Consider the following 17,435-nt stretch of genomic DNA (forward strand, 5'->3'; position numbering starts at 1 on the left):
GCATACGGTGCGTTCCGACAGGGTTCGGGCTTTGGAGGAACGTACGGGCAGGAACGTCTCGTTCCCTTTGGCTCCTATCCCTTGACCGCGCCGCCCAGTGCGAAGCCGCTTCCCAGGCGGCGTGCGATCAGGACGTACAGCAGGACCACCGGCGTCGAGTAGATCATCGAGAAGGCCGCCAGCTCGCCGAACGCCACCTGGCCCGTGCGGTTGCCGAAGAAGTTGAAGATGGAGACCGAGGCGGGAAGCTGCTCGGGGGTCAGCAGGAGCATGAAGGGGACGAAGAAGTTTCCCCACATCATGATGAAGCTGAAGATCGTGACGACGGTGACGCCCGGGCCCATCAGCGGGAGCACGATGCGGATCAGCGTCTGCATTCCTGTCGCGCCGTCCGTGCGCGCCGCCTCCTCCAGGACCATCGGGACGCCGTCCATGAAGTTCTTCATCAGCCATATCCCGAAGGGGAGTTGGGAGGTGGAGAGGAAGAGCGCCGTGCCGTACGTCGTGTCGATGAGGTTCGTCTGAACGAACAGGCCGTAGACCGGGACCATGATCGCCGTGATGGGGAGGCAGGTGGTGAAGAGGACAGTGAGGAGGAAGGGGCGGTTGAAGCGGGAGCGGTAGCGGGAGAGCGGGTACGCGGCGAGGGCCGATGCCGCCACCGTGAGGGCCGTCGCTCCGCCGCAGAGGATCAGGCTGTTGAGCATCGGGCGGAACGTGATCTCCTCCGTGAGCACTCCGGAGAAGTTGTCGAGGGTCGGCTTGTCGGGGAGGTGGACGCGCAGGCCTGCCACCGGGTCGATCGAGGACAGGACCAGCCAGACCAGGGGGAGCGCGAAGGCGGTGGCCAGGACCAGGAGGGCGAGGTCGGTGGCGAGGCGTTCGGCTGTGCGGCGGTTCTTGAGCGGGTTGAGGGGCTTGGCGGGCTTGAGGGGCTTGAGGGGAGCGGTCATCGTCGGTTCAGACCTCCGTCTTCAGCAGGCGCAGGTAGACGACCGAGAACAGGGAGCTGATCAGGAGCAGGAGCAGGGCGACTGCCGTTCCGTAGCCGATCAGGGACTTGTTGAAGGCCTGGTCGTACATGAAGACCGGGAGCGTCTCGCTGCGGTTTCCCGGGCCGCCCCGCGTCATCGCCCAGATCAGGCCGAAGACCGAGAGGGTCTGGAGGGTGTTGAGCATCAGGTTGGTGGCGATCGAGCGGCGGATCATCGGAAGCGTGATGTGCCAGAAGCGGCGCAGGCCGCTCGCGCCGTCGACCTCGGCCGCCTCCGTGATGTCCTGCGGGATCTCGCCGAGAGCGGCCGAGTAGATCAGCATCGAGAACGCGGTGCCGCGCCAGACGTTGGCGAAGGAGACCGCGATGATCGGGAGCGTGTACAGCCAGTTCTGGGACGGGAGATGGAGCCAGTCCAGGATGCCGTTGAGGGTGCCCTCGCGGCGGAAGAAGGCGTACAGGAGGAAGGCCGCGACGATCTCCGGGAGCACCCAGGCGGCGATGACGAACGCGCCGGTGAGCGTACGGACGGGCTTGGAGGCGCGGCGCATCAGGGTGGCCAGGAGCAGGCCCAGGGAGTTCTGGCCGACGAGGGAGGAGATGACGGTGAAGACGAGGGTGAGCCAGACCGCGTTGCGGAACACCGGGTCGGCGAAGGCGCGGCGGAAGTTGGCGAAGCCGACGAAGTCGGTGGACGAGGACCCCGTGAGCTGCATGTTGGTGAACGCGATGTACACGCAGTAGCCGATGGGGCCGGCCAGGAAGACCAGGAGCAGGACGACGGCCGGGGTCAGGGGCAGCCAGCCGAAGCGGCCGGCTCGGCGCAGGGTGCTCACGAGGCTTCACCTCGGGTGGGTGGGGTCAGTGGTGCGGGGCGTGTTCGGCCGGGGCTGGGGCCGGACCCAGGGGCGTGCGGGCGCGAGGCAGCTCGGGGCCGCGTGCCCGCGTGTACGCGGGCCTTCACGCGCAGGCCTCCGGCCACGCGCACGGCGCGGTGTGCGCCGTGCGCGTGCGGGAGTGCGTGCCCGGAGGGTGCGGGGCCACCAAGAGCGTGTGGCATCCCTTGCCTCAGCCCTTGTTCACGACTGCGTCGCCGGCGATCGTCTTCAGCGAGTCGTCGTACGTCTTCGCCGCGGCGTCCGGTTTGGCGTCACCCGTGGTCACGGCCTCCATCGCCTCGCCGATCGCCGTCGAGATCTGCGGATAGACGGGGAGTGCGGGGCGGTAGTGCGTGTACTGGACCAGGCCCGTGAAGAAGTCCACTCCCGGGCTCGACTTGAGGTAGTCCGGGTCCGCCGCCACGTCCTTGCGGACCGCGATCTGCGCCCCCTGGATGGTCCACTTCACCGCGTTCTGCTTGGTCTGCAGCGTCTCGATCATCTTCCAGGCCAGGTCCTGGTTCTTGGACTTGGCGGGGATGGAGTAGATCCAGCCGCCCGACATCGAGACCTTGCCCGGCGCCTGGCCGTTCTGCGTCGGCATCGCGGTCTGGCCGAGCACCGTCGACCACTCGGGCCAGGGCTTGCCGCCCGTGGGCAGCCACTGGTTGCCCATCCAGGAGCCGTCGATGTCGATGGCCAGCTTGCCGTTGGGGAGCCAGTCCGTCTGGACCTGGGTGCCGACGTTCGGGTCGAGGGCGTCGGACTGCTGCGGGCCCAGCTTCTCGGAGAAGACCGTGTTCACGAAGGAGAGCGAGTCCTTGAACCCCTGGCCGCCCGCGACCCACTTGCTGGAGGCGGTGTCGTAGAGCGGGTCGGCCCCGGTTCCGTACAGCAGCATCTCGAAGCCCTGCATCACGGCCGCTTCGCCCGGGCCCTTGCCGGTGTAGATGTTGAGGGGGATCGTGCCCGGGACCTTCTGCTTGATCGTGCGGGCCGCGTCGAGGATCTCCGCCCAGGACTTGGGCTGCCAGTCGGTGGGCAGGCCGGCCTTCTTGAAGATGTCCTTGTTGAACCAGATGCCGCGGGTGTCGGTGCCGTCCGGCACACCGTACGTCTTGCCGTCCTGCGCCTTGGCCGCCGTCTTGGCGGTCGGCAGGAACTGGTCCCAACTCGGCCACTTGGCAAGGTACTTGTCGATGGGGGCCAGGTACCCGCTCTTGATGTCGGAGTTGATGAGGAAGGTGTCCTCGTAGACCAGGTCCGGTGCGGTCTTCGAGGAGCGCATCATCTGCTGGATCTTGGTGTAGTACGCGTTCTCGTCGGCCTGGATCGGGATGAGCTTGACCTTTTTGCCCGGGTTGGCCTTCTCGAAGTCCTTCTTCACGGCCTCGAGATAGTTGTCCATGACGAGGACTTTGTTGTTGGTCGAGCGCTGGTAGGCGATCTTCACGGTGTCGGGGCTGGAGCCGGAACCACTGCTGCAGGCAGTGAGCGAACCTGCGGCGATCACGGTGGCTGCGGCGGCGAGGATCAGCGGAGCGGTGGGGCGCACGGGCACGACCTCCTCTGGCACAAAAAGCCTGGGTGGGCTGCCGTGTGAACCTAAGGCGGTGTTCAAAACAAGGTCAATCCCCGTGCATGACAACGTTGTTATCGGTTCCGCTACGGGCGGGTCGTCCAGCGGTACTGGAGCTCCGGGCGGCCGATCTGTCCGTACTGCGGTGCGCGGGCGGCCCGCCCCGTGTCCACCAGGTGTTCCAGGTAGCGGCGTGCGGTGATCCGCGAGATGCCGATGGTGGCGGCGGCCTCGGTCGCGGTGGTGCCGTCCGGGCTGCGGCGCAGGGTCTGGATCACCGACTCCAGCGTGGGTGCGCTCAACCCCTTGGGCAGGACGGCGGGTTGGGGTGCGCGGAGTGTCGCGAGCGCCCGGTCGACCTCCTCCTGGCCGCTGGCCTCGCCGGACTCGGAGGCGGTACGGAACTCGGCGTAGCGCACGAGGCGGTCGCGCAGGGTCGGGAAGGTGAAGGGCTTCAGGACGTACTGGATCACGCCGAGGGAGACCCCTTCGCGTACGACCGCCAGATCGCGGGCGGAGGTGACCGCGATGACGTCCGCCCGGTGCCCTGCGGCGCGCAGCGAGCGGACCAGGTGCAGGCCGTGTCCGTCGGGGAGGTGCAGGTCGAGGAGGAGCAGGTCGACGGGGGCGCCTTCGGCGGTCGCGCGGTCCAGGGCGCGGACGGCCTCGGCGCGCGAGTGGGTGGTCGCGGTGACGGTGAAGCCGGGGACGCGGTTGACGTAGAGGGTGTGGGCGTCGGCGGCGACGGGGTCGTCCTCGATGACGAGGACGCGGATGGCCGTGCTCATGCTCGGGCCTCTTTCGCGAGGGGGAGGGTGACGGTGAACTCGCTGCCGCTGACCGTCACTTGGCCGCCGTTGCGGTGGGCGGTCTGGCGTACGAGGGCGAGGCCCAGACCCCGGCCCTCGCCCCGGGTCGACCAGCCCGGCCGGAAGATCTCCTCGGCCTCGGACGGCGGCACGCCGGGGCCGGTGTCGGTGACGCGCAGGAGGAGTTCGCGGTGGGCCGCGCGCACGGTGACCGTGACGCGGGCGCCCTCGCTTCCCTGGGCGGCGTCGAGGGCGTTGTCGATGAGGTTGCCGAGGAGGGTGACCAGGTCGCGGGGCGGCAGCAGGCCCTCCTTGATGTCGCTGTCGTCGGCGAGGACCAGCTCCACGCCGCGTTCGTTGGCCTGGGCCGCCTTGCCCAGGAGGAGGGCGGCCAGGACCGGTTCGGCGACCGCGCCGACCACGCGGTCCGTGAGGGTCTGGGCCAGTTCGAGCTCCGCCGTGGCGAAGTCGACGGCCTCCTGGGTGCGGTCGAGCTCGATCAGGGAGACGACGGTGTGGAGGCGGTTGGCTGCTTCGTGCGCCTGGGAGCGCAGGGCCTGGGTGAAGTCGCGTTCGGAGTCCAACTCACCGCTGAGCGCCTGGAGTTCGGTGTGATCGCGGAGGGTGACGACCGTGCCGCGCTGCTCTCCGCCGCGTACGGGGCGGGTGTTGACGACCACGACCCGGTCCGCGGTCAGGTGCAGCTCGTCGACGCGCGGCTCGGAGGAGAGGAGCGCGCCGGTGAGCGGGGCGGGCAGTCCGAGGTCGGCGGCGCTGCGGCCGACGGCGTCCGCACCCAGGCCGAGGAGTTCGCGGCCGCCGTCGTTGATGAGGGCGATCCGGCGGCGGCTGTCGAGCATGAGGAGGCCTTCGCGTACGGCGTGCAGGGCTGCCTGGTGGTAGTCGTGCATCCTGCTCAGCTCGGCGGCGTTCATGCCGTGGGTGTGGCGGCGCAGACGGGCGTTGATGACGTACGTACCGAGCCCGCCCAGTGCGAGAGCGCCGCTCGCGAACCAGAGCAGCATTCCCACCTGCTGCCGGATCTGCGCGTCGATCCTCTTGACGGTGATGCCCGCACTGACCAGGCCGGTGATGCGGGTGCCGTCGTGGATGGGGGTGACGACGCGGACCGACGAGCCCAGGGTGCCGGTGTACGTCTCGGAGTACGTCTCGCCGCGCAGGGCGGCGCCGATGTGGCCGAGGTAGCGGGCGCCGATCTCGTCCGGATCGGGGTGGGTCCAGCGGATGCCGTGCCGGTCCATGATCGTGACGAAGGCGACGCCCGTGGACTTGCGGACGGTTTCGGCGTACCGCTGGAGAGCGGCAGTGGGGTCCGGACCGAGCGCCGCCTCCTGCACCGAGGGCGACAGCGCGACCGCCTGCGCGACCGCCGTCGCCTGGCGGCGGGCCGCGTCCTGGGCCTGGCGGTTGTCGGTGATGTACGAGAAGAGAGCGCAGCCCGCGACGAGCACCGTCACCAGCACGACCTGCATCGCGAAGAGCTGGCCCGCCAGGGAGCGGGGTCCGGGGCGGGGGACGGGTATGCGCATGGGGAGAGTGTGCCTGGCGGAAAAGCGGTGAACGAAATGCACGGAAGGGTGACGGGGGTCACAGGCCGATGGATAGTCGCGGGGATCCATCGGGACGTGGAGCAGTGGACGAGAGGGAGGGCAACGTGGCCCCCACCAGGCGGGACCGTACGCACTATCTGTATCTGGCCGTGATCGGCGCGGTCGTGCTCGGCATCATCGTGGGGTTCGCCGCCCCCGGTGTGGCCGTCGAACTCAAGCCGATCGGCACGGGGTTCGTGAACCTGATCAAGATGATGATCTCGCCGATCATCTTCTGCACGATCGTGCTGGGCGTCGGCTCGGTCCGCAAAGCGGCGAAGGTCGGGGCCGTCGGCGGGCTCGCGCTCGGCTACTTCCTGATCATGTCGGTGGTGGCGCTCGCGATCGGGCTGCTCGTCGGCAATCTGCTGGAGCCGGGGGCCGGACTGCATCTGACGGAGGCGGCCAGGAGCGCCGGGGCCAAGCAGGCCGCGGGTGCGAGCGAGTCGACCGTGGACTTCCTCCTCGGGATCATCCCGACCACCATGGTCTCGGCCTTCACCGAGGGCCAGGTGCTGCAGACGCTGCTGATCGCGCTGCTGGCCGGCTTCGCGCTGCAGGCGCTGGGCCCTGTGGGGGCACCCGTACTCAAGGGTGTCGAGCACATCCAGCGGCTGGTCTTCCGCATCCTCGCCATGATCATGTGGGCGGCTCCGCTGGGGGCGTTCGGGGCGATGGCGGCGGTGGTCGGCGAGACCGGTGTGGATGCGCTCAAGGCGCTCGCCGTGATCATGGTGGGCTTCTACATCACCTGTGCGCTGTTCATCTTCGTGGTGCTGGGGGCGCTGCTGCGGGTCTTCACCGGGCTCAACATCTTCCGGCTGCTGAAGTATCTGAGCCGTGAATTCCTGCTGATTCTCTCGACCTCGTCGTCGGAGTCGGCGCTGCCGCGGCTGATCGCGAAGATGGAACACCTGGGTGTGAGCAGGCCGGTGGCCGGGATCACGGTGCCGACGGGGTACTCGTTCAATCTCGACGGCACGATGATCTATCTGACGATGGCGTCGATCTTTGTGGCGAACGCGCTCGACAAGCCGCTGAGCGGGGGCGAGCAGATCTCGCTGCTGCTGTTCATGTTCGTCGCGTCGAAGGGCGCGGCGGGTGTGACGGGTGCGGGGCTCGCGACGCTGGCGGGCGGACTCCAGTCGCACCGACCGGAGTTGGTCGACGGCGTCGGTCTGATCGTGGGCATCGACCGCTTCATGAGCGAGGCGCGCGCGATGACGAACTTCGCGGGGAACGCGGTGGCCACGGTCCTCGTCGGGACGTGGACCAAGGAGATCGACAAGGAACGCGTCGAGGAGGTCCTGGCGGGGCGGCTGCCGTTCGACGAGAAGATGCTGACGGACGAGGGGGTGGCCGCGGTGCCCGAGCAACGGCCGGGCGGGGAGAAGGAGTTGGCGGACGAGCGGGCTTGATCTGTGTGGGCGGTACGGATCCGTTCCGTACCGCCCACGCCCAGGGTCAGAGCTGGATCTGCGAGAGCATCTCCACGAGCTTCGCCTCGACCGCGCCCTTGTCGATGCCGACCTCGGCCAACGGGCCCTCGCCGTCCTCCTGTTCGAGGAGGGCGAGCAGGATGTGCTCGGTCCCGATGTAGTTGTGGCCCAGGCGCAGGGCCTCCCGGAAGGTGAGCTCCAGGGCCTTCTTCGCGGAGGCGTCGTACGGAATGAGCTCCGGCACCTCCTCGGCCGGGACGGCGGCCGGCAGTGCGGCGGTCGCCGCCTGGCGTACGGAGTCGAGCGCCACCCCCTGCGTGCGGATCGCGACCGCCGCGAGGCCCTCGGGCTCGGCCAGCAGCCCCAGGACGAGGTGGGCGGGCACCATCTGGGCGTGGCCGGCCGCCTTGGCCTCGTTGTGCGAGGCCATGACGACGTTGCGCGCCCGTTCGGTGAACCGGCCGAATCCCTGGCTGGGGTCCATGCCCTCGGCGCCGCTGACGTCCTTCGGTACGAATCGCTTCTGGGCGGCCTGCTTGGTGACCCCCATGCTCCTGCCGATGTCGGTCCAGGAGGCGCCGGAGCGGCGGGCCTGGTCGACGAAGTGGCCGATCAGGTGGTCCGCCACGTCGCCGAGGTGGTCGGCGGCGATGACGGCGTCGGAGAGCTGGTCGAGGGCGTCGGTGTGGACCTTTTTGATGGCCTCGATGAGGTCGTCGAGGCGGACGGTGGTGGTCGTCGGACGGTCTGGATTCGCCATGCGTCAACGTTAGGTTGACGGTGCCTCCATCGTCAACCCTTGGTTGACGGTTGTCCGGCCGGCGTACGCGAGGATCGCGGGGGCCGCCTCCCGCAGGGACGCGAAATGCCGGTGCGCACCCTCGACGGACCGGGCTGTGTTCACGTTCCACACGGTCATTCCGGCGGCCAGCCCCGCCCTGACCCCGGAAGGTGCGTCCTCGACGACCAGGCAGTCCCCGGGCGCGGCGCCCAGCCGCTCGGCTGCCAGCAGATACGGCACCGGCGACGGCTTCCCCTCGCTCACCCCGGCGGCGTCCACGATCACCTCGGGCACCGGCAGTCCCGTACGGGCGAAGCGGCCGCGGACCCGGTGCTCGTAGTTGGAGGTGACCAGTGCCCAGGAGTCGGCGGGCAGTGCGTGCAGGAGCTCGGCTGCGCCCTCGAAGGCGGAGTACGTACCGGTGCGGACGTCCTCGTCCTCCAGGGCATGGAACTCGGTGAGGCACCGCTCCGGGTCGAGCGCGGGTGCGACGGCGGCGAAGGTCTCCAGCGGCCGTGTGCGCAGCGCCTCCTGGTAGACCGCGACGGGGTCGAGGCCGTGGCGGGCGGCCCAGGTCGCCCAGATGAGGCGCTGGTTGTCGAGGGCGTCGATCAGGGTGCCGTCGACGTCGAAGAGCACGTGTCTGTTCTCACTGTTCACCGGACCATTGTCCCGGCCTCGCGATTTACCTGTGCATTAACATCCCTTGGGACTCGAGCGGGGAAAGGTGTTCCATGGGTGACCAATTCAAGGTCGATACGGATCAACTGGGAAGATTCATCGACACATTGCAGCAATCACTCAAAGATCTGGACGAAGCGCGCAAAGCGCTCTCCCATGTCCGTGCGGACCAGATCGGCACACCCCGGCTCGACGAGGCCTGCGACACCTTCCAGGGCAAATGGAAGTACGGGTCCGAGCAGCTCAGCGAGATGATCGGCGCGATCAGCGAGGGCGTGAAGTCCAACAAGCTGAGCTACGAGGAGTTCGAGAAGAATCTCGCGGCCGCCCTCACCAAGATGGCGAACACGATCGACTCGAGCGGGGGCGGGCAGGGCTGATGGCCGCCAATCCGTATCCGAACCTCGGCTGGAACCCGGTCACCGGAATGCCGGGCGAAGTCACCGCCCTGCAGCAGAAGGTGCAGGCGGCGGCGAGTGCGCTCAGCAGCTCGCACGCGCAGATCGAGAAGCTCCTCGGCGAGAGCAGCCACTGGGAGGGGGAGGCGGCGAACGCCTTCCGCGACGCCCTCGACGGCGAGCTCCCCACGTACATGAAGAACGCGGCGCTCTCCCTGGAGAAGGCCGCGACGTGGCTGGGCACCTGGCACGGGGACCTCACCGCGCACCGCGACCTGGCGCAGAAGTACGACGGCGAGGCGGGCGAGAAGAAGACCGCGGCCGACAACGCCAAGACGCGTCACGAGGAGGCGGGCCGCAACCCGGACCTCCAGCTGGCCGGGAAGCAGTACCCCAGCCAGGAGGAGGCGGACGCGGCGACGGCGCGGCTGCGGGCGGCCGAGAAGTCGCTCAACGACGCGGCCACGCAGCTCACCAACGCCAACACCGCGTACAACGACGTGATCACCAAGGCCCACACCCTGGAGACCGAGCACGGCGACCGGGCCGGGGTGATCGCGGGCAAGCTCGACGAGGCGGACGACAAGCTGGCGCCCAAGGAGCCGGGGTGGTTCTCCAAGACGCTCAGCGCGATCGGGGACGGGCTCAAGGCGGCGGGGCAGTTCCTGCTCGATCACGCGGGGACGATCGGGGCCATCGCGGGGTTGCTGGCGCTGTTCCCTACGCCGCTGGCGCCGCTTTTTGCGGGGATCGCGGTGGTCGCGAGTGCGGCCTCGATGGGGAAGAACCTGGCCAACGAGGACTTCAGGGACTCGTTGTGGGGTGAGCATGGCTGGAAGGAAGGTCTGACTGCGTGGGCGTCCGTCGGGGGCGACACGCTGGGCATGCTGCCCGGGGTCGGCGCACTGGCCAGGGCGGGCAGTGAGGCCGGGCTGGCAGCCGCGGTCGCCCGGGAAGGCGGGGAGGCGCTGTCGGTGGGGGCGAAGGCGAGCGCGTTCACGAGCGAGGTCGTACCGGCCTTCTCGTACAAGGCACTTGACGCGGCCACCAGCTCCGGGGTCGGCAAGGCCTGGGACTTCGCGGCCAACGGCGTCAATGTCGTGGCCAACCTCGGATCGTCGCTGGAGACCGAGGGCGTGCTGCCCGACGGCGGGCCTGGCCATGATTCGACAGAGGCGACCAAGGCGGCAGCTGCAGCCAAGGGTGGATTCGGCGCGGTGCCCGCCCTCGTGACCGACATCGGTGAACTGATCAGGGGTGTCCGGCTGTGACAGCGCAAGATTTCTCCGGCGGGCTCCAGGCGCCCGAACGGCCGGCGTTCTGGTACGGACTGCCGCACGGATACCGGCAGTTGGACATCCGCCCGACCGTCGAAGGCCTCGAAGAGGTGGCACGACAGATCCTCCAGCTGCCCGAGGGCGGCCCGCGCGAACAGGCCGACAAGGTCTTCCGGATGTACGCGGGCGTGGTCGCGATGTTCGCCGAGCAGCAGGTGCAGGGCTGCGCGATGGGCATGCACCCCGACGACAACGGTGAGCTGGTGCTCTCCGCGATCGTCGTCTCGACGGTCGGCATGCCCGGCACCAACCCCAAGGCGGTGCTCGCCGCGATGCTCGCGGAGGGGGGCGTGGGCGACGGCGTACAGCCGGTCGAACTGCCCGCGGGGCCCGGCTATCTGACGGAGTTCGTACGCGAGGAGATGGCCCCCAGCGGCGAGAACGAGCCGCTCTGGCAGGGCATGGTCGCCGTCGCGGACACGCAGACCTCGTCGGTCGTCGCCGTACAGCTGGTGACCGGGGCGGTCGCCCTGGCGGACGACTACCGGTCGATTCTGCTGGGCGTGGCCCGCACGTTGTCGTTCACCGACCCTGAACTGGCTTCCGGGGGCGGCGACTTGGCGTCGCCTGCGAGCGGTTCGGTGGAAGAAGCAATGAGGGGTGATTTCGGATGACGGGTACGCAGAGCGCGCGGCAGGCCGCGTATGCGACGGACGGCACGGACTACCTGGGCGCGGTGCGGCACCAGTTCGCGCGTGCGTTCAAGGGGTTCCTGGCCTACCTGGTGGGAGGCCTGTTGCTGATCGCCGTCGCGGCGCTGAGCCACAAGGGGTATCTGATTCCCGTGGGCATCGTAGGGACCCTCATGATCGCCTACGCCTTGCAGTTCTGGGTTCCTGAGGTGAACTGGGCCTTCAGGTGCCGCCGCGTGCTCCGGACGTACCCCCTCGTCTTCCGCACGCCGGTGGAGCAGGTCTTCGCGGGGGCCACGGGGACGGCCAGGCAGCTCCGTATGGGCGGGAAGGGGCCGGGCGGTTCGCCGTTGATGCGCGGGAAGTTCATGAGGCCGAACAGCGGCGGCTGGCCGGATGGCGCCAAGTCCGGTGTGTGGTTCGCCGGGGACGATGCGTTCGGCGGGGTGGCGATCGTGCCGGGGAGCGGGGAACTGTTCTTCATGCAGCCCGACGGTTTCAAGCACAACGCGGCGGCCTGTGCAGCTCGTGAGGCTGCGGGCGAGGACCGTCTGCAGAAGGCGTCGGCCGCCGGACTCCGGCGGTTCGTCAACTTCCAGGTCCGCTGGTAGTCCGACCGGCACAGGAAGGGCCCCGGTGGAATCTCTTCCACCGGGGCCCGCCGCATGAAGTGGGGCGTGCTAGTCCGTGCCGAACTCCATCGCGGCGCGGTCCAGCATCTCGTCGTCGCCGGCGACCTCGCCGCGCGAGGCGATCGCCTCGGCGCCGCCCTCCGGCATGGCGCCGATCAGGCCGGCCGCGGACTCCTGGCCCGCACCGAGCAGGCCGAGGCCCGCGTACTGCTCCAGCTTGGCGCGCGAGTCGGCGATGTCGAGGTTGCGCATGGTGAGCTGGCCGATCCGGTCCACCGGGCCGAACGCCGAGTCCTCGGTGCGCTCCATGGAGAGCTTGTCCGGGTGGTACGAGAACGCCGGGCCCGTCGTGTCGAGGATCGAGTAGTCCTCGCCGCGCCGCAGCCGCAGGGTGACCTCACCCGTGACGGCCGTGCCGACCCAGCGCTGGATCGACTCGCGGACCATGAGCGCCTGCGGGTCCAGCCAGCGGCCCTCGTACATGAGGCGGCCGAGGCGCCGGCCCTCGTTGTGGTACTGCGCGAGGGTGTCCTCGTTGTGGATCGCGTTGACGAGGCGCTCGTACGCGGCGTGGAGGAGGGCCATGCCCGGAGCCTCGTAGATGCCGCGGCTCTTGGCCTCGATGATCCGGTTCTCGATCTGGTCCGACATGCCCATGCCGTGGCGGCCGCCGATGGCGTTGGCCTCCATGACGAGGTCGACGGAGGAGCCGAACTCCTTGCCGTTGATCGTCACCGGCCGGCCCTGCTCGAAGCCGATCGTCACGTCTTCGGTGGCGATCTCGACCGAGGGGTCCCAGAACTTCACGCCCATGATCGGGTCGACGGTCTCGACACCGGTGTTGAGGTGCTCGAGGATCTTGGCCTCGTGCGTCGCGCCCCAGATGTTGGCGTCGGTGGAGTACGCCTTCTCCGTCGAGTCCCGGTACGGCAGCTCGTGGGCGAGCAGCCACTCCGACATCTCCTTGCGGCCGCCGAGCTCGCTCACGAAGCCCGCGTCGAGCCAGGGCTTGTAGATGCGGAGGTTCGGGTTGGCGAGCAGGCCGTAGCGGTAGAACCGCTCGATGTCGTTGCCCTTGTACGTCGAGCCGTCGCCCCAGATCTGGACGTTGTCCTCGAGCATGGCCCGCACCAGCAGGGTGCCCGTGACGGCGCGGCCGAGCGGCGTGGTGTTGAAGTACGCGCGCCCGCCCGAGCGGATGTGGAACGCCCCGCAGGTGAGTGCGGCCAGGCCTTCCTCGACCAGCGCGGCACGGCAGTCGACCAGGCGCGCGATCTCGGCGCCGTACGCCTTCGCGCGGCCGGGGACGGACGCGATGTCGGGCTCGTCGTACTGGCCGATGTCGGCGGTGTACGTGCACGGGACGGCGCCCTTGTCGCGCATCCAGGCGACGGCGACGGAGGTGTCGAGACCGCCGGAGAAGGCGATGCCGACGCGCTCGCCGGTGGGCAGGGAGGTGAGGACCTTGGACATAGGAAGATTATGCAACGTCGCGCATTTTCATGCAAGGCCGGTGGTGGGGAGGCCGGGACCGGTCAGGAAATCGGTGCTGTCCGCCCACTGGTCGACCGACCCGACGGGCGGGAGGGCGGTGAGGTGGGGGTCGGTGACGGTGGCGAGGAGGGCGTCCGCGAAGCGGTCGGCGCGGATGACGGGGAAGGGGCGGGAGCGATAGGGGCGGCGGGTGGGGTCGACGGGGGTGGGGGTGAGTGCGAGGGCGTTCTGGCGGCGGGCCAGTTCCTCGTACGCGTCGCAGAGGTGGGCCGAGCGGTCGGCGTACGTCGTTGCGGCGAGCGTCTCGCGGAGGGGCGTGCTGAGGAGCTTCGCGTCGGGGACGTCGCGGGTGAAGGCGCTGCCGAGCCATTTGCTGTACGGGGCGTACCGGCGGGACTGGAGCAGCGCGAGGCGCATGAGCTCGCGCACCTGGCGGGCGGCGACGACCGCTGAGCCGAGGTCGTCGCCCACCTCCGCGGTACGCCCGACGAAGGCCTCCTCCTGCGAGAGCTTCCGCCACTGACAGCCGAGGAGATACCGCCAGACCTGGTCGGGATACCAGGCGAGGCGCTCGCGCACCGGGCCCAGGACGCCGAGCCCGTCGTGGAAGACCGCGCCGCCGGTGACTTCGGCGAGGGCCTGCTGGGGGATGGCGAGCCAGTCGCGTACGGACAACTCGGCGGTCAGCGCGTCGACGCCCCGGAGCCGGTCGTGGAACCAGGGCGCCGGGGCTGCTGTCTGCACGCGGTGAGAGAGGGGGTCGGCGGTGGGGTCGAGGTGGCCCACGGGGTCGCGCGGGTCGCCGCTGGGGCGGTAGCGGGTGGGCCAGCCGTGGACCGTGCCGGGGAGCTTGTCGGCGAGGAGGCGGTGGATCGTCCCGCCGTGGGTGGCTGCGGCTTCGGGGTGGAGGAAGAGCTGGAGCTGCGGGCCCCAGTCGTGGTCGGCGGAGCGTGCGGTGTCGAAGCCGAGCACCTCGGAGCCGGAGCCGATACGGGCCGCGCTGTAGGGGAGTTGGGGGTGGGCGGCCGCGAGGATCGGGCGGACGGCCTCCTCGTAGAGGGCGCGGGAGAGGCCGAGTCCGGGGAGGAAGGGGGTTGCTGCGGCTTCGGTCGGCATGGGGACAGGGTGGGGCGGGTGGGGGTGGTGGGGCCAGTTGTTTTCAGGGGGTGGTGCGCCAGTGGGGTTTTGTGGCGTCGCCGATTGCGGAGATCTGGGGGTGGCGGACTGCTTCGAGCCAGTCGTGGGAGAGGAGGTCGGCGATGAGTTCGGGCGGGCCGAGGACTTCGGTGGCCCACAGGTCGTAGTCCGTGACCGCGTACCAGGAGCGGTCCTCGGGCCACCACTGGGAGGGGAACATGCGGGGGCCGTGGTTCGGGTCCGGGTCCTGGGCGTCGTCGTAGAGGGCCAGACCCTCGTCCAGGCGGCCGTGGCGTGCGGGGACGGGGTGGGCGAAGTTCTCGAACCAGGTCTGGGCCCAGTAGCAAGGGGTGTCCGGCCCCTGTGTGCTGTGGTGGGCGAGTACGTCGAGGAGGTGGGCCAGGGACTCGCGGTCGGGCTCTCCCTCGTGACCGTTCCAGAACGGGCTGTCCTCGCCGGACCAGTCCGCATCGTCGAAGACGCGGTACGACAGGTTGTGGCCCCAGTCCTCCAGGCGCTGACCGGTACGGGAGAGCAGCTCGCTCCAGCGCACCCGCTTCCCGCTCTCGTACCCCGCGTGCAGGATCCAGCAGTGGTCGGGGAAATCCTGCGGCTCATAGCCCGTGAGGGCGTCGCCCGACTCCAGGAGCGCGCGCATTCCGCCCAGTTGGTCGTCGGCGGGCAGGATCCTCATGCGCTCAGCGCCTTCGCGATGGCCGATGCGGCCTTGATCGGCGGGACGCCCGCCGTCGTGAGCGCCGTGTGGGCGGCCGCTGCCGCTGCCTCGTCGGCGGGGAGTGCGCCGTCGTTCACGGCCTCCATCAGGGCGAAGAGCGACTGCTCGTGGACGTACGCGATCGCCGCGGCCGGCAGGGGCGAGGTGAACACGCCCTCGTCCAGGCCGTGTTGGAGGAGGTCCGTGCACTCCTTGCGTACGGGCGCGAGGCGTTGCTTGATGCCCTCCATCGTGACGCTGCGCTGGGCCAGGGCGACCAGGAGGCGGTAGCGGTCGGCGATTTTCCAGGCGGCGAGGGTGGCGCGGGTGAGGGCCTCGGCGGGGTCCTTGATGCCGGCCGTCGCCGATGCGTGGGCGTCCGTGACCGACTCGGCGGCGTTGTCGACGAGCGCCGCGATCAGCGCCTCGCGGCTGGGGAAGTGGCCGTAGACCGTACGGCGGACCACTCCGGCCGCGCGGGCGATCTGGTCCATGGAGGCGTCCGCGTCGTGCAGCAGCTCGGTGAGCGCCACGTCCAGGATGCGGCGGCGGTTGGCGTCTGCGCGTTCGGAGGTCACGGGTCCATTTTGCATGCGGGTTTGTTTTGCACAGAGCTGTGCAACCGCGTAACTTGCACACTGATGTGTAATTGCACAGTCATGTGCAAGTGAGTGGGAGGTGGGCAGCGGTGGCGGTCTGGGCGAAGCAGCCGGTGGACGAGATGGAGCAGCCGTACGCACGGCGCTGGTGGGCTCTGGGGGTGCTGTGTCTGAGCCTGCTGATCATCGTCATGGCGAACACCGCCCTGACGGTCGCGGCCCCCGACATGACCAAGGACCTGGGGCTGAGCAGCTCGGACCTGCAATGGGTCATCGACGGATACACGGTTCCGTACGCCGCGCTGATGCTGCTGCTCGGCGCGATCGGCGACAAGTACAGCCGGCGGGGTGCGCTCGTGCTGGGGCTGGTGGTGTTCGGGGGCGGCGCGGTCGCCGGTTCGCTGGTGGGGAGTGCGGCGGGTGTCATCACCGCACGCGCCGTCATGGGCGTCGGCGCGGCCATGATCATGCCCGCCACGCTCTCGCTGCTCGCCGCCAGTTTCCCGCGTGCCGAGCGCGCCAAGGCGATCGTGCTGTGGACGGCGACCGCCGGGCTCGCGATCGCGGCCGGGCCGCTGGTGGCCGGGGCGCTCCTTGAGCACCACGGGTGGGCGTCGACGTTCCTGATCAATGTGCCGATCGCCGCGCTTGCGATCGTCGGGGCGTTCGTCCTCGTACCGCCGTCGAAGGCCCATCACCACGGGCGGATCGACTACGGGGGCGGGCTGCTGTCCGTCGTGTGGATCGGTGCGCTCGTCTACATGATCATCCAGGGGCCGCACTTCGGCTGGGACGCGAAGGCGCTGGGTGCTGCCGTCGTCGCGGGTGTCGGGCTGATCGCCTTTGTGGTCTGGGAGTTGAGGTGTGCGCGGCCTGTCCTGGACGTACGCCGCTACCTCGACCGGGGGTTCGCCGGGTCGAACCTTGCCGTTGCTCTCTTCTTCCTCGCTGTCTTCGGGGCCTTCTACTACCTGACGCAGCACCTGCAGTTCGTGCTCGGGTACACCCCGCTGGAGACGGGCGTACGGATGCTGCCGCTGGCCGGCGCCGTCTTCGTCGGGTCCGCGCTGACCGGGCTGCTGACCCCGCGGCTCGGCATGAAGGTGACCGTCACGGCGGGCATGGTCGCCGGGACGGCCGCGCTGGCGCTGCTCACGCAGGTCGACGCCTCGTCCACGTACTCCGCCTTCGTGGCCCCGCTCGTCGTCCTCGGCCTGGCGATCGGCCTCGCGCTCTCGCCCTGCACGGACGCGATCATGGGCGCCTTCCCGGAGTCCGAACTGGGCGTCGGCGGCGCGGTCAACGACACCTCGCTGGAGCTGGGAGGGTCGCTGGGGATCGCGATTCTGGGGTCGGTGCTGGCCGGTTCGTACTCCTCACATCTGGCGGACGCCGTGGGCACCAAGCTGCCCACCGACGCGCTGAGCGCGGCGCAGGACTCGGTGGGCGCGGGGCTGGTCGTCGCGCAGAAGGTGGGCGTTCAGGCGGGGCCGGAACAGGCGCAGGCGCTGGTGAGCGCCGTGCACTCGGCCTTCTCGGACGCGGTCGCGCACACGAGCCTGGTGGGTGCGGTGGTCCTGGGGGCGGGGACGGTTCTGGTGGCCGTACTGCTGCCGGGGCGGCGGCGTCGCGCGGAGGCGGCGGAGGCCGAGCACGCGCAGGAGCCCTCGCTGGTCTGACGGGACCCGGACGCGTACAAATGGCCCAAACCCTTTGACTG

17 protein-coding genes are annotated in these 17,435 nt (G+C 69.6%); 6 read left to right on the forward strand and 11 right to left on the reverse strand.

Translation table 11 applies throughout. The features are described from left to right. Nucleotides 1–74 precede the first annotated feature (74 nt). The 5 genes from OG707_RS27825 to OG707_RS27845 form a co-directional block, all read right to left on the reverse strand. A complete protein-coding gene (locus OG707_RS27825; RefSeq protein ID WP_329122999.1) occupies nucleotides 75–953 on the reverse strand; it encodes a carbohydrate ABC transporter permease in 879 nt (292 codons plus the stop codon). A gap of 7 nt (nucleotides 954–960) precedes the next feature. Then, on the reverse strand, nucleotides 961–1,821 hold the full coding sequence (locus OG707_RS27830) for a carbohydrate ABC transporter permease (protein WP_443071502.1): 861 nt from the start codon (nucleotides 1,819–1,821) through the stop codon (nucleotides 961–963). Nucleotides 1,822–2,062: 241 nt separating this feature from the next. Continuing rightward, nucleotides 2,063–3,427, reverse strand: a complete 1,365-nt coding sequence (locus OG707_RS27835; RefSeq protein WP_329123003.1) for an extracellular solute-binding protein — start codon at nucleotides 3,425–3,427, stop codon at nucleotides 2,063–2,065. Nucleotides 3,428–3,537: 110 nt separating this feature from the next. Continuing rightward, a complete protein-coding gene (locus OG707_RS27840) occupies nucleotides 3,538–4,239 on the reverse strand; it encodes a response regulator (protein ID WP_329123005.1) in 702 nt (233 codons plus the stop codon). After that, complete coding sequence (locus tag OG707_RS27845; RefSeq protein WP_329128001.1) at nucleotides 4,236–5,804, reverse strand: sensor histidine kinase; 1,569 nt, start codon at nucleotides 5,802–5,804, stop codon at nucleotides 4,236–4,238. Before OG707_RS27845 ends, OG707_RS27840 begins: the two co-directional genes overlap by 4 nt. A 74-nt stretch (nucleotides 5,805–5,878) precedes the next feature. Between OG707_RS27845 and OG707_RS27850 the strand changes: the two genes are divergently transcribed. Continuing rightward, nucleotides 5,879–7,288 carry a cation:dicarboxylate symporter family transporter gene (locus tag OG707_RS27850; protein ID WP_329123007.1) on the forward strand — a complete coding sequence of 470 codons (1,410 nt, stop codon included), beginning with the start codon at nucleotides 5,879–5,881 and terminating at the stop codon, nucleotides 7,286–7,288. A 46-nt stretch (nucleotides 7,289–7,334) separates the two neighbouring features. Here the strand turns inward: OG707_RS27850 and OG707_RS27855 are convergent, their stop codons facing one another. Together OG707_RS27855 and OG707_RS27860 are read right to left on the reverse strand one after the other, a co-directional pair. Next, entirely contained in the window at nucleotides 7,335–8,069 is a 735-nt protein-coding gene (locus tag OG707_RS27855) for a Clp protease N-terminal domain-containing protein (protein ID WP_329123008.1), read from the reverse strand. Nucleotides 8,070–8,078: 9 nt separating this feature from the next. Next, nucleotides 8,079–8,750 (reverse strand): HAD family hydrolase, encoded by a 672-nt coding sequence (locus tag OG707_RS27860; protein WP_329123011.1) that lies wholly within the window; start codon nucleotides 8,748–8,750, stop codon nucleotides 8,079–8,081. 74 nt (nucleotides 8,751–8,824) lie between these two features. Here OG707_RS27860 and OG707_RS27865 point away from each other — a divergent pair, with 74 nt between their 5' ends. The 4 genes from OG707_RS27865 to OG707_RS27880 are packed head-to-tail and all read left to right on the forward strand — an operon-like array spanning nucleotide 8,825 to nucleotide 11,749. Continuing rightward, on the forward strand, nucleotides 8,825–9,151 hold the full coding sequence (locus OG707_RS27865; RefSeq protein WP_329123014.1) for a hypothetical protein: 327 nt from the start codon (nucleotides 8,825–8,827) through the stop codon (nucleotides 9,149–9,151). Further along, nucleotides 9,151–10,440, forward strand: a complete 1,290-nt coding sequence (locus OG707_RS27870) for a putative T7SS-secreted protein (protein WP_329123016.1) — start codon at nucleotides 9,151–9,153, stop codon at nucleotides 10,438–10,440. The genes OG707_RS27865 and OG707_RS27870 overlap by 1 nt, the downstream gene beginning before the upstream one ends. Then, nucleotides 10,437–11,120: a hypothetical protein gene (locus OG707_RS27875; protein ID WP_329123018.1), complete on the forward strand. Its 684-nt coding sequence runs from the start codon at nucleotides 10,437–10,439 to the stop codon at nucleotides 11,118–11,120. Before OG707_RS27870 ends, OG707_RS27875 begins: the two co-directional genes overlap by 4 nt. Next, nucleotides 11,117–11,749 carry a hypothetical protein gene (locus tag OG707_RS27880; protein ID WP_329123020.1) on the forward strand — a complete coding sequence of 211 codons (633 nt, stop codon included), beginning with the start codon at nucleotides 11,117–11,119 and terminating at the stop codon, nucleotides 11,747–11,749. Before OG707_RS27875 ends, OG707_RS27880 begins: the two co-directional genes overlap by 4 nt. Nucleotides 11,750–11,818: 69 nt before the next feature. Here the strand turns inward: OG707_RS27880 and argG are convergent, their stop codons facing one another. Genes argG through OG707_RS27900 form a run of 4 tightly spaced genes read right to left on the reverse strand, consistent with a single transcriptional unit; the run spans nucleotide 11,819 to nucleotide 15,709 of the window. After that, complete coding sequence (gene argG, locus OG707_RS27885; protein ID WP_329123022.1) at nucleotides 11,819–13,243, reverse strand: argininosuccinate synthase; 1,425 nt, start codon at nucleotides 13,241–13,243, stop codon at nucleotides 11,819–11,821. 27 nt (nucleotides 13,244–13,270) lie between these two features. Further along, a complete protein-coding gene (locus OG707_RS27890; RefSeq protein WP_329123024.1) occupies nucleotides 13,271–14,380 on the reverse strand; it encodes a DUF4037 domain-containing protein in 1,110 nt (369 codons plus the stop codon). Between the two features lie 43 nt (nucleotides 14,381–14,423). Next, complete coding sequence (locus OG707_RS27895) at nucleotides 14,424–15,095, reverse strand: hypothetical protein (RefSeq protein WP_329123026.1); 672 nt, start codon at nucleotides 15,093–15,095, stop codon at nucleotides 14,424–14,426. Next, complete coding sequence (locus tag OG707_RS27900; protein WP_329123028.1) at nucleotides 15,092–15,709, reverse strand: TetR/AcrR family transcriptional regulator; 618 nt, start codon at nucleotides 15,707–15,709, stop codon at nucleotides 15,092–15,094. The genes OG707_RS27895 and OG707_RS27900 overlap by 4 nt, the downstream gene beginning before the upstream one ends. Nucleotides 15,710–15,837: 128 nt before the next feature. Here OG707_RS27900 and OG707_RS27905 point away from each other — a divergent pair, with 128 nt between their 5' ends. After that, nucleotides 15,838–17,394: an MFS transporter gene (locus OG707_RS27905; RefSeq protein ID WP_329128003.1), complete on the forward strand. Its 1,557-nt coding sequence runs from the start codon at nucleotides 15,838–15,840 to the stop codon at nucleotides 17,392–17,394. The last annotated feature ends 41 nt before the right edge of the window (nucleotides 17,395–17,435 follow it).

Origin of the sequence: Streptomyces sp. NBC_01465 (assembly GCF_036227325.1) — a bacterium.
Taxonomy (GTDB): Bacteria; Actinomycetota; Actinomycetes; order Streptomycetales; family Streptomycetaceae; genus Streptomyces.